Origin of the sequence: Burkholderia sp. 572 (assembly GCF_040545135.1) — a bacterium.
Taxonomy (GTDB): Bacteria; Pseudomonadota; Gammaproteobacteria; order Burkholderiales; family Burkholderiaceae; genus Burkholderia; species Burkholderia cepacia.
Genome location: NZ_JBEPLH010000004.1, coordinates 409,582 through 421,318 on the forward strand (window position 1 = coordinate 409,582; position 11,737 = coordinate 421,318).

Consider the following 11,737-nt stretch of genomic DNA (forward strand, 5'->3'; position numbering starts at 1 on the left):
CGCGACAAGGTGATGATGTCCTCCGAAGCTTTCGTTTCCGCGTGCCGCGATGCGATCGGCGCCGATCATGTGCTGACCGACCCGCACGATACCGAACCGTTCCTGACCGACTGGCGCCGCCGCTACAAGGGTGCCGCGTGCGCGGTGCTGAAACCCGCGAACACGGCCGAGGTCGCCGCCCTCGTCAAGCTGGCCAACGCACACGGCATCGCGCTCGTGCCGCAAGGCGGCAACACCGGCCTTGCCGGCGGCGCCACGCCCGACGCGAGCGGCAGCCAGGCCGTGCTGAGCGTCGCGCGCCTGAACCGCGTGCGCGCGCTCGATCCGCACAACAACACGATCACCGTCGAATCCGGCGTGATTCTCGCCGACGTGCAGGCACGTGCCCGCGAAGGCGGCCGGCTGTTCGCGCTGAGCCTCGCGGCGGAAGGCAGCTGCACGATTGGCGGCAACCTGTCGACCAACGCGGGCGGCACCGCGGTGCTGCGCTACGGGAACGCGCGCGAGCTGTGCCTCGGGCTCGAGGTGGTGACGCCGCAGGGCGAGATCTGGGACGGCCTGCGCGGACTGCGCAAGGACAACACGGGCTACGACCTGCGCGACCTGTTCATCGGCGCGGAAGGCACGCTCGGGATCATCACGGCGGCCGTGATGAAGCTGCATCCGCTGCCGGCCGCGCAGGTCACGGCACTCGCCGCGCTCGAATCGCCGCACGCGGCGCTCGATTTCCTCGCGCTCGCGCAGCGCGCGGCCGGGCCGCTCCTGACCGGCTTCGAGCTGATGTCGGATTTCTGCATGCAGCTGGTCGGCAAGCACTACCCGCAACTGCGCTACCCGTTCGCGCAGACGCACGCGCAAACGGTGCTGCTCGAACTGTCCGACAACGAAAGCGAAGCGCATGCGCGCGCGCTGTTCGAGAAACTGATGGAGGAAGCGTTCGAGGCCGGGCTCGTGGTCGACGCGGTGGTCGCGGAGAATCTCGCGCAATCGCGCGCGTTCTGGGATCTGCGCGAGCACATCCCGCTCGCACAGGCCGACGAGGGGCTCAACATCAAGCACGACATCGCGGTGCCGATTTCGTCGATCGCGCGCTTCATCGACGAAACCGACGCGGCGATCCAGCAGGCCGCGCCGGGCGCGCGGATGGTCACGTTCGGCCACCTCGGCGACGGCAACCTCCACTACAACGTGCAGATGCCCGAAGGCGGCGATCCGAAGGCGTTCCTCGCCGCGTTCCAGGCGCCGATCAACCGGATCGTCTACGACAACGTGCACCGCCACCACGGCACGATCAGCGCGGAGCACGGGATCGGCCAGCTGAAGATCGACGACGCGCAGCGCTACAAGTCCCCGGTCGAAACGACGCTGATGCGCACGCTGAAGACCGCGCTCGACCCGCGCGGCCTGATGAATCCCGGCAAGGTCCTGCGCTGAAGCCGCCCACTCCGGAGCCCCGCCCGTGAAAATCCGCGTCCTGTCCGATCTGCACCTCGAAAGCAACCGGCCCGACGCGATCGCGCATGCCGACGCGGATCTCGTCGTGCTGGCCGGCGACATCCACAATCATGCGGAAGGCCTGCGCTGGGCGGCCGAAACGTTCGATCCCGCGGTACCGGTGATCTACGTGCCAGGCAACCACGAGTACTACGACGGGGAATTCGGCGCGCTGGAGACGGCGATGCGCGACGCGGCGCAGGCGCTCGACAACGTGCATTACCTGAACAACGACGTCTACGTCGATCCCGGGCAGCGGTTCCGCGTGCTCGGCACGACGCTCTGGGCCGATTTTTCGCTGTTCGGTACCGACGAAGCCAGCCTCGCGGGCGCAATCGACGCCGGGCTGCGCGTGATGCTCGATTTCAAGGGCTTGATCCAGGTGACCTGGCCGCATGACGCGGCGCTGCATGCGGCGCCGGGCACGCCGGAACGGGATTTCTCGCCGGCCGACGCGATCGCGCTGCATCGACGCAGCCGCGCATGGCTGGAGACGCAACTCGCAACGCCGTTCGCGGGCCGGACGATCGTCGTTACCCACCATGCGCCGCACCGGCGCTCGCTGGCGCAGCGCTATGCGGACGATCTTGCGTCGGCGGGATTCGTCACGGACATGGCGGAACTCGTGCAGCCGCCGGTGGATCTGTGGCTCCACGGCCACACGCATACGTCATTCGACTATGTGGCGGACGGTGGCACACGCGTGGTATGCAATCCGCGCGGCTACATCCACCGGCGCACCGGCGAACGGGAAAACACCGCGTTCACGTGGGACAAGGTCGTCGAGCTCGGCTGAACGCCGGCCCGCCCGGCCGCATTGCGCGGCCTTTTTGCGCGACCTTTTCGACCCGGAGCGTGACCGCGGATCAGCGCCCCGGGCGGCGCGGCTCGCGCACCCGTACCGGCACCGGCTTCATCTGCGCCTTCGCCTTCATCGCGCGCAGCAGGTCGCGGGTCGCCGCGGCGGCCGCGGCCGCGCCCAGCAGGACTCCAAGGCCGATCATCAGGTGCGTATCCATCGCTACTCCGGGGTTGCGTATCTCGTTAATTTCCACAGTATCAAACTGTCCGGCACGCGTTCGTAAAAAAATGTTGCGTGAAGGACAAATCTCGTCAGATTGCGGCCAACCGCGCGGTCATGTCGCACGCGTGTACTGTTCGAGCGCGGCTTCGTCGGCTGCCAGCGTGGCCGGCAGCTCGTCGCGCAGGAAATCGACCCAGGTACGGATTTTCGCGTCGAGGTACTGACGCGACGGATACAGCGCGTAGATGTTCATCACGTGCGACCGGTATTCGGGCATCACGCGCACGATGTGCCCGCTGCGCAACCAGCCGATCGCCGAATAGAGCGGCAGGCCGCCGATCCCCATCCCTTCGCGCACGGCCACGGCGAGCGCCTCGGCGACGTTCACGCGAAACGGCGGCGCCGTGATCGGGACGACTTCGTCGCCGTTCGGCCCCGCGAGCGCCCATTCGTCGAACTGAAAGCCCGGCGCGACCATCCCGAGGCATACGTGCTGCGCGAGATCCGCGGGCCGCTGCGGCACGCCGTTCGCCTCGACGTAGCCGCGCGACGCGCACACCACGCTGTAGCTCTCGCCGAGCCGCTGCGACACGAGCCCCGAATCCGGCAGGTCGCGGCCGACGACGATCGCGACGTCGTAGCCCTCGTCGAGCAGGTCGGGCATCCGCTGCGCGAGCGTCAGCTCGACGTGCACGTCCGGGTAGCGCTCGCGATAGCGCGCGATGGCCGGCACCAGGTAGTGCTGGCCGAGGCTCGTGAAGCAATGCACCTTCAGCTTGCCCGACGGGCGCGCATGCGCGTCGCCCGCCTCGGCTTCGGCCTGGTCGACATACGCGAGGATCTGCTCGCAGCGCTGCAGGTAGCGCTCGCCGGCTTCGGTCAGTGCGATCCGGCGCGTCGTGCGGTTCAGAAGGCGCGTGCGCAGGTGCGCCTCGAGATCCGAGACCGCGCGCGACGCGTAGGCAGTGGTCGAATTCATCTGCTGGGCGGCCGCGGTAAAGCTTCCCGCGTCGACCACGCGGACGAATACCCGCATGTTTTGTAACGTATCCATCCCATTACCCGTTTGAATCCGGACGGATTGTTGCACAGAGGCAAACAAGTATTGTCTCAGGATTCGTAAAAATGACTTGCACCCTTGTCCATATATTCAGGAATCGCTGAAAAATATAATCGCATCCGACTCATCTATATCCGAAAGGGAGAAAATCGTGCAGTCTCCGGCGACAAAAGGGACGCTCGCACTGGCGGTTCTTGCAGTCTCATTAATAATGGCCGGGTGCGCGAGCATGGGCGACAACAAGCCGCAGTCGGCCCGCATCGAAGCGAACGCGCTCGATGCCGGCGCGGCCATCCGCGCGGCCGACCGCGACGCGGGCTGGCCCGCGGCCGACTGGTGGCGCGCCTACCGCGATCCGCAGCTCGACACGTGGATTGCCGCCGCGCAGGCCGGCAACCCGACGCTCGCGGCCGCCGAGGCCCGCGTGCGCGAAGCGCAGGCGATGGCGCGCGTGGCCCGCTCGGCCGAATTGCCGCAGATCAACGGCAACCTCTCGCTGATGCGCCAGCACTGGCCGGACAACGTCTATTACGGCCCCGGCCCGCTCGCGAACACCGACACCTGGAACAACACCGGCACGCTCGGCCTGTCCTACCACCTCGACCTGTGGGGCAAGGACAAGAACGCGACCGAGCGCGCGCTCGATACCGCGCACGCGACCGCCGCCGACGCACGCGCGGCGAAGCTCGAACTCGAAGTCAATGTCGTGCGCGCGTACGTCGGCATGTCGATGAACTACGCGCTGCTCGACCTCGCGCACGAAACGTTCGAACGCCAGCGCTCGCTCGCCGATCTCGCGCGCAAGCGGCTGCAGGCTGGCCTCGGCACGCAGCTCGAGGTAAGCCAGGCGGAATCGACGCTGCCCGACTATGAGCGCCAGATCGACAGCTACGAGGAAGCGATCCAGCTCGCGCGGCACCAGCTCGCCGCACTGGCCGGCAAGGGCCCGGGCGCCGGCGATGCGATCAAGCGGCCTCGGCTGTCGCTCGACGCACCGGCCGGCTTGCCGTCGGCGATGCCGGCCGACCTGCTCGGCCGCCGCCCCGACGTCGTCGCGGCACGCTGGACGGTCGACGCGCAGGCGCGCGGCATCGACGTCGCGAAGGCTTCGTTCTATCCGAACATCGACCTGCTCGCGACGGTCGGCGGCTTCGGCGTGACCGCGCCGTTCACCGACTTCCTGCGCGCGATGAACGGCGGCTGGACGGCCGGCCCCGCGCTGTCGCTGCCGATCTTCGAAGGCGGCCGGCTGCGCGCGCAGCTCGGCGCGGCGAATGCCGGCTACGACCAGGCGGTCGAGCAATACAACCAGACGATCGTCGGCGCGCTCAAGGACATCGCCGACCAGGTCGTGCGGATCCGTTCGCTCGATACGCAGAAGAAGGACGCCGCACGCTCGGTGGCCGCCAACGACCGCAGCTACCAGCTGTCGCGCGAAGGTTTCCGCCGCGGGCTGACCGACTACGTCAACGTGCTGGTCGCGCAGCAGCAATTGTTGCGCGCGCAGGAAACGGCCGCCCGCATCGATGCGGAACGCCTCGCCGCGCACGCTCAGTTGATGGCCGCGCTTGGCGGCGGCGTCGAGACGGGCACGGACGTGCCGGGCGGCCATCCGCCGGGCGGCCAATCGTCGCATGGCGAATCCGCCGCGGGCGCAGCCGCGCCGGCCGCCGCGTCGGGTGCGAAACCCGTGGCAGCCGCCGCCCGGCCCGCGCAGGTCGCGGCCGCCGGTGCCGCCGGCGTGCCGGCCGCACGGTAACCCGGAGCGACGCCATGTCAGCCTCCTCCCCCCTCTCCCCGACCGCCGGCGGTCCGTTCGCGGCCTGGTATGCCGCGTTCGGCGACTGGGCCCGCACCGACGGCGCCGCGTGGCTCTACCTGTTCAAGGCACTGCTCGCGGCCTTCATCGCGCTCGGCGTGTCGATGCGGCTCGACCTGCCGGCGCCGAAAACGGCAATGACGACCGTCTTCATCGTGATGCAGCCGCAAAGCGGCGCCGTGCTCGCGAAAAGCTTCTATCGGGTCGCCGGCACGATCTTCGGGCTCATCGCGACGCTCACGTTCGTCGGGCTGTTCCCGCAGCAGCCGCAGCTGTTCCTGCTGGCGATCGCCCTGTGGATCGCGCTGTGCACCGCCGGCGCCGCGCGCAACCGCAACTTCCGCAGTTACGGCTTCCTGCTCGCCGGCTATACGACCGCGCTGATCGGCCTGCCCGCGTCGCAGCACCCGGATGGCGCATTCATGAGCGCGATGACGCGGGTCTCCGAAGTCATCATCGGGATCGTGTCGGCCGGCGTCGTCAGCGCGCTCGTGTTTCCTCGGTACACGGGCGAGCAGATGCGCACGACGGTGCGCAAGCGCTTCGGCAGCTTCGTCGACTACGTCGCGTCGGCGCTGTCGGGCCAGCTCGACCGCGCGCACATCGAGACCATCCATACGCGCTTCGTCGCCGACGTGGTCGGCTTCGAGGCCGCGCGCAGCATGGCCGTGTTCGAGGATCCGGACACGCGCATGCGCAGCGGCCGCCTCGCGCGGCTGAACAGCGAATTCATGAGCGCGTCGAGCCGCTTTCACGCGCTGCACCAGCTGATGAACCGGCTGCACGCGGCCGGCGCGCAGGCCGCGATCGATGCGATCGAGCCGTATTTCCGCGAGATCGCGCCGCTGCTCACGCGCGATGGCGAACCCGTGCGCACGTCGATCGACGCCGCGCACTCGGCCGAGCAACTGCTCGCGTGGCGCGACGCGCTGCCGCGCCGTATCCGCGCGACACGCGCGGAACTCGAAACGCAGCCCGACTTCCCGCTGCTCGACTTCGATACCGCCGCCGAACTGCTGTACCGCTTCATCACCGACCTGCAGGAATACGCGGCGACCTATGCGTCGCTCGCGACCGCGACGCACGAGCGCGAACGCTGGATCGAACGCTACGAGCCGCGCACCAACAAAACGGCCGCCACGATCGCGGGGATCCGCACCGCGACGGTGATTCTCGCGCTCGGCTGGTTCTGGATCGAGACCGCGTGGCCGAGCGGCGTGATGCTGGTGCTGAACGCCGCGGCGACCTGCGCGCTCGCGTCGTCGGCGCCGCGCCCGACCGCGATGGCCGCGCAGATGGGGATGGGCACGGCGCTGGCCGTCTGCACCGGCTTCCTGCTGACGTTCGGCATCTACCCGCGGATCGACGGCTTCGTCCTGCTGTGCGCGGCGCTCGCGCCGTTGCTCGCGATCGGCATCTACATGTCGCTGAAGCCGAAGCTCGCCGGCTACGGCGCGGGCTATCTGATCTTCTTCTGCTTCCTCGCCGGCCCCGACAGCATCACGCACTACGATCCCACGAGCTTCATGAACGACGCGCTCGCGCTCCTTTTGTCGATGCTCGTCTCGGCGATCGCGTTCGCCGTGCTGTTCCCGCCGACCGCGCCGTGGCTCAAGAAACGCCTGTTGGCCGACCTGCGTCACCAGGCCGTCGCGGCCTGCCACGCGCGGCTCGCCGGACTGCGCACGCGCTTCGAGAGCGGCGCGCGCGACCTGATGTACCAGGCGCACACGCTGTCGGCCGACCAGCCCGACGTGCAGCGCGACGCGCTGCGCTGGATGTTCGCGGTGCTCGAAACCGGGAATGCGGCCATCGACCTGCGCCACGAGCTGGCAACGCTGCCGTCCGACCCGCGCTACGCGCCGACGACGCCGTGGCGCCGTGCGATCGAAACGATGCGCGCCGCGCTGTCGTCGCTGTTCGCGCGGCCGGACGCCGAACGTTTCGATGCAACGCTCGCCGCGGTGAACGATGCGATCGACGCGACCCGGCAGACGCTCGACGCGTTCACGCCGACGCGCGAGGAACGCCACCGGCTGCAGCGCATCCTGAGCCATCTGCATTTCGTGCGCACGGCACTGCTCGATCCCGAATCGCCGCTCGCCGCGCTCAACCGCAACCGCCCCGTGCGTCCCCAACCAGGAGCCTCGTCATGATGCCGCGTGAAATCGCCATTCTCGATGCCTACATGCCCACGGTGGTGCTGATGTTCGTCCTCGGCGCGCTCGCGACCTGGGCCGTCGACCGCCTGCTCGCCTATACGGGCCTCTACCGTCTCGTCTGGCACCCGTCGCTGTTCCGGGCCTGCCTCCTCGTCTGCATTTGCGGCGGACTGAGTCTTGCCGTTTACCGTTGATTCCGAACCATCATGATTCTCAGAAAACTCTTCGGCTTCGTCGCGACCGCCGTCATTCTTCTCGTCGCGATCCTAATCGGGCGCTCGCTGTGGGTGCACTACATGGACGATCCGTGGACGCGCGACGGGCGCGTGCGCGCCGAGATCGTCAACGTCGCGCCGGACGTGTCGGGCGCGATCGTCGAACTGCCCGTGCATGACAACCAGCTCGTGAAAAAGGGCGACCTGATCATGCAGATCGACCCGTCGCACTACCAGATCGCGGTCGAGCAGGCGCAGGCGGCCGTCGCCGCCCGCCGCGCGGAGCTGCAGATGCGCCGCGACGACGCGGCGCGCCGCGCGGATCTCGATGCGCTCGTCGTGTCGAAGGAAAACCGCGAGAACGCCGCGCACAGTGCGTCGAGCGCCGATGCGCAGTACCAGCAGGCGATCGCCGCGCTCGATGCCGCGAAGCTCAACCTCGAGCGCACGCGCGTCGTCGCGCCGGTCGACGGCTACATCACGAACCTGCAGACGTTCAAGGGCAACTATGCGGTGGCCGGCCAGGCGAAGCTCGCGATCGTCGACAGCCACTCGTTCTGGGTCTACGGCTACTTCGAGGAAACCAAGCTGCCGCGCGTGAAGATCGGCGCGCCGGCCGAAATGCGGCTGATGAGCGGCGGCGTGATGAAGGGCCACGTCGAAAGCATCTCGCGCGGCATCTACGATCGCGACAACCCGCAAAGCCGCGACCTCGTCGCGGACGTGAACCCGACCTTCAACTGGGTGCGCCTCGCGCAACGCGTGCCGGTGCGCATCAGGATCGACGAAGTGCCGGCCGACGTGGTGCTGTCGGCGGGTACGACCTGCACGGTCATCATCGATCCGGACAAGCAGAAGAAGTCGTAAGCGCAACGCGCGCCGGGCGGCATCCCGCCCGGCGGCGTCACTCCCAGAAGAACCGGTAAGGCAGGAACGGCGACGGGCCGAGCCCCGCTTCGCCGATCATGTTGCGCAACCGCATCGCAAAGCCGATGGCGCCGATCGCGACGAGTGCGGCGATCACATACGGGCGCCGCACGTACGGCACGCGTTGCAGCGGCACGAACTGGCAGCCCATCGCGAACAGCACGAGCCACTGGAAGCGCAGCCCCGCATAGCTGACCCGCGCGAGCGCGAAACTCGCGATCTCGCAGGCGAACAGGAACACGAGCGTGCGCGGCATGCGGGCAAGCAGCGCCCAGCCGGCCGCGAGGGTCAGCAGCGCGAGCACGAGCGGTGCGCTGCCCGACATCTGTGCCGGCGGAGTGAATGCCGCATAGAGTCCGAACTTCGCCAGCAACGCGTCGTGGTGCATCGCGAACAGCACGCCGCCGATCGCGACCGCCAGCCCCGCATAACGCAGCAGGCGCAGCCGCCGCACCTGGAGCAGCACGACGAGCAGCACCGCCGACACGTGCATGCCGGCCGCCGCGGCCGCCAGCGCGATCGACGCGCCATGCCGCCTGCGCGCCCATTCGTCCGACGCGATCTTGGCCGCGCAGAACGCGAGGCCATAACGCAGCCCGCTCATCGCCATGTCGTAGAAGAACAGCGGAAAGATCAGCGTGGCGAACACGCACGCATCCTCGGCCGTCCGCCCGAACGCGACGACACATGCGATGACGATCAGCAGCGACAGGATTGCCGTCACGATGCGCGGGTCGTGCCCGACCCATTCGAGCGCGCGCACGAGCCATACGAAGCCCGGCTCGAGCGTGCGCGGTACGACCTTCAGGTTGCCGCTCCAGATGCCGGCGATGATGTCCTGGTAAATCGCCGTGTCGGTGCCCGTCCGGCCACGCAGCACGGCGAACGTGGCGGCCGGTGCGATACCCGCCGCGAGCCACCGCCACGGCGGCATGCGCGTGCGCATGCCGAGCGCGGCGGAGACGAGGATGCACAGGTATCCGCTCAGATAAATCGTCGTTGTCATTGTTATGAATGACCCGCTCGGCGCAGTGCCGCACCGGTGTCGATGCGCGCGCCGCGGGTTCTGGTCCCCAGCTGTGTGGAAGCGCATTGTAGGGGATCGCGCGGCGCGTGACTGCCGGTTTTGTCACCCACCGGCGGATGAGCGGCGGATTGCGCGTGTCGCGGGTGGCCGGCCCGCGACCGCGCGGCGCTCGGGCCGCGTCAGGCCGCGATACGAAAGCGCCCGACCAGCGACTTCAAGGCCTGCGCCTGCTCGTCGAGCGCATTCGCCGCGGCGGCCGCCTGCTCGACGAGTGCCGCGTTCTGCTGGGTGCCGGCGTCCATCTGCGTGACCGCGCGGCCGATCTCGTCGATCCCCGCGCTCTGCTCGTCCGATGCGGCGGAAATTTCGCCGATGATGTCGGTCACGCGCTTGACCGCGCGAACGACGTCGCCCATCGTGCGGCCCGCATCGTGCGCGAGCGCCGCACCGTTCGCGACTCGCTCGACCGACGCGCCGATCAGCGCGCGGATCTCCTTCGCCGCGGTCGCCGCGCGCTGCGCGAGCAGGCGGACTTCACCCGCGACCACCGAGAAGCCGCGCCCCTGCTCGCCCGCGCGTGCGGCCTCGACGGCTGCGTTCAACGCGAGAATGTTGGTCTGGAACGCGATCCCCTCGATCGTGCCGATGATGTCGCGGATGTTCTTCGCGCTGTCGTCGATCTCGCTCATCGTCGCGACGACGCGCCCGACGACTTCCCCGCCCGTCTCCGCAACGGCCGAAGCATTGGCCGCGAGCGCGCTCGCCTGCCGCGCGTTCTCGGCGTTCTGCCGTACGGTCGACGTGAGCTGCTCCATGCTGGCCGCGGTGCGCTCGAGCGCGACGGCCTGCTGCTCGGTGCGCCTGGACAGATCGAGATTGCCGGTGGAAATCTCGCCCGACGCGGCCGCGATCGCCTCGGCGCTGACGGCGATCTCGCCGACGGTCGCCGCAAGCCCCGTCTGCATCTCGGCCAGCGCACGCACCATGCTGTCGCGGTCGTGCCGGCCCAGCGTGATCGGTCGCGTCAGGTCGCCGCGCGCGATGTCCGCGGCAATCGCCTTCGCATGCGCGGGCTCGCCGCCGAGCTGCGACGCGAGACGGCGCACGACGCGCTCCGCGATGACGATCGCGAGCACGATCAGCGCAACCGTCATCGCCGCGATCATCGCGAACGACGACGAGAAAATGGTGGCGGACGCATCGAGCGTCGCCTTCGACTTCGCACCGCGTGTCTTCACGAGTTCGGCGACCAGTTTCTCGAGCTTGCCGGTTTCGACCAGCAGCGACACGTCCTGCGTGCCGACCTGCCAGCTCATCTGCGACAGGTCGAGCGGCTGTGCCTGCACGAGCGCGACGAAATCGCGCAGATGCGCGCTCCACGCGCCGACCGCCGTCGAGAATGCGCGCAGCCGCGCCGAATCGTCGACGTCGGCCGGATCCGCATAGCGCTGCAGCGTGCCGAGCGCCTGGCCGATCGACGCGAGCCCGGCGCCCACGTCTGCGCCCAGCTCGTTGCGTTCCTTCGCGGTGGTCGCGGTCAGCAGCATCTTCTGGGCACGGCTCGCACGCAGCACTTCTGCCCGAACCTCCTCGGCCGCGCGGCTCGCGACGTGACCCTGCTCGTAGACGGACGCGATCGACGCATTCAGCCGGCTGATCTGCCAGAGCGAAAACATGCCGATCGCCAGCGTGCCGGCGAGCAGGATCGCGAATGCGGCGCGCAACGTCGCCTTGACGGTCCACGGCCGGCGCTCGCGACGCGCCGCCCGCGGGCGCCGGGCGGCGCGACCGGCGGCGACGTCGGGTGCGGCGGCGGCCGCACCGGGCTGTGGACGCAAAGATGCTGCTTTCATCGATATATCCCCGTATTGATCACGCGGCCGGAAAGGTCGGTCCCGGCGTACCCGCGATGGCTGGCCATGCCGCGCGTCCTGCGCCCGCACGGCGGATAGCCGGTGCCGGGCGCGGCGCGCCTGTTGTCATTGGGTCGTTCTACGGCCGCCACCGCC

The 11,737-nt window shown here is 68.9% G+C and carries 10 protein-coding genes; 6 read left to right on the forward strand and 4 right to left on the reverse strand.

What is annotated here, in order from left to right:
• Positions 1-12 precede the first annotated feature (12 nt).
• Both ABIC51_RS10575 and ABIC51_RS10580 read left to right on the forward strand, forming a co-directional pair.
• Entirely contained in the window at positions 13-1,434 is a 1,422-nt protein-coding gene (locus ABIC51_RS10575) for an FAD-binding oxidoreductase (protein WP_060349701.1), read from the forward strand.
• A 25-nt stretch (positions 1,435-1,459) separates the two neighbouring features.
• Positions 1,460-2,290 (forward strand): metallophosphoesterase, encoded by an 831-nt coding sequence (locus tag ABIC51_RS10580; RefSeq protein WP_354006473.1) that lies wholly within the window; start codon positions 1,460-1,462, stop codon positions 2,288-2,290.
• Between the two features lie 70 nt (positions 2,291-2,360).
• Here ABIC51_RS10580 and ABIC51_RS10585 read toward each other — a convergent pair whose 3' ends face one another.
• On the reverse strand, positions 2,361-2,513 hold the full coding sequence (locus ABIC51_RS10585) for a hypothetical protein (RefSeq protein WP_006476208.1): 153 nt from the start codon (positions 2,511-2,513) through the stop codon (positions 2,361-2,363).
• 117 nt (positions 2,514-2,630) lie between these two features.
• A complete protein-coding gene (locus ABIC51_RS10590; protein WP_027787721.1) occupies positions 2,631-3,572 on the reverse strand; it encodes a LysR family transcriptional regulator in 942 nt (313 codons plus the stop codon).
• 157 nt (positions 3,573-3,729) lie between these two features.
• Between ABIC51_RS10590 and ABIC51_RS10595 the strand changes: the two genes are divergently transcribed.
• From ABIC51_RS10595 to ABIC51_RS10610, 4 genes are read left to right on the forward strand one after another with little or no spacing between them, the layout of a single operon-like run.
• Positions 3,730-5,337 carry an efflux transporter outer membrane subunit gene (locus ABIC51_RS10595; RefSeq protein WP_175900113.1) on the forward strand — a complete coding sequence of 536 codons (1,608 nt, stop codon included), beginning with the start codon at positions 3,730-3,732 and terminating at the stop codon, positions 5,335-5,337.
• Between the two features lie 14 nt (positions 5,338-5,351).
• Positions 5,352-7,553 carry an FUSC family protein gene (locus tag ABIC51_RS10600; protein ID WP_175900116.1) on the forward strand — a complete coding sequence of 734 codons (2,202 nt, stop codon included), beginning with the start codon at positions 5,352-5,354 and terminating at the stop codon, positions 7,551-7,553.
• The gene (locus ABIC51_RS10605; protein WP_011351756.1) at positions 7,550-7,753 is read left to right on the forward strand and encodes a DUF1656 domain-containing protein; all 204 of its coding nucleotides are present in this window, start codon (positions 7,550-7,552) and stop codon (positions 7,751-7,753) included. Before ABIC51_RS10600 ends, ABIC51_RS10605 begins: the two co-directional genes overlap by 4 nt.
• 12 nt (positions 7,754-7,765) lie before the next feature.
• On the forward strand, positions 7,766-8,641 hold the full coding sequence (locus tag ABIC51_RS10610; RefSeq protein WP_014897260.1) for an efflux RND transporter periplasmic adaptor subunit: 876 nt from the start codon (positions 7,766-7,768) through the stop codon (positions 8,639-8,641).
• A 37-nt stretch (positions 8,642-8,678) separates the two neighbouring features.
• Here the strand turns inward: ABIC51_RS10610 and ABIC51_RS10615 are convergent, their stop codons facing one another.
• Both ABIC51_RS10615 and ABIC51_RS10620 read right to left on the reverse strand, forming a co-directional pair.
• Positions 8,679-9,707: an EpsG family protein gene (locus ABIC51_RS10615; RefSeq protein WP_175900118.1), complete on the reverse strand. Its 1,029-nt coding sequence runs from the start codon at positions 9,705-9,707 to the stop codon at positions 8,679-8,681.
• Positions 9,708-9,907: 200 nt separating this feature from the next.
• Positions 9,908-11,581, reverse strand: a complete 1,674-nt coding sequence (locus ABIC51_RS10620; protein ID WP_027787725.1) for a methyl-accepting chemotaxis protein — start codon at positions 11,579-11,581, stop codon at positions 9,908-9,910.
• Positions 11,582-11,737 lie beyond the last annotated feature (156 nt).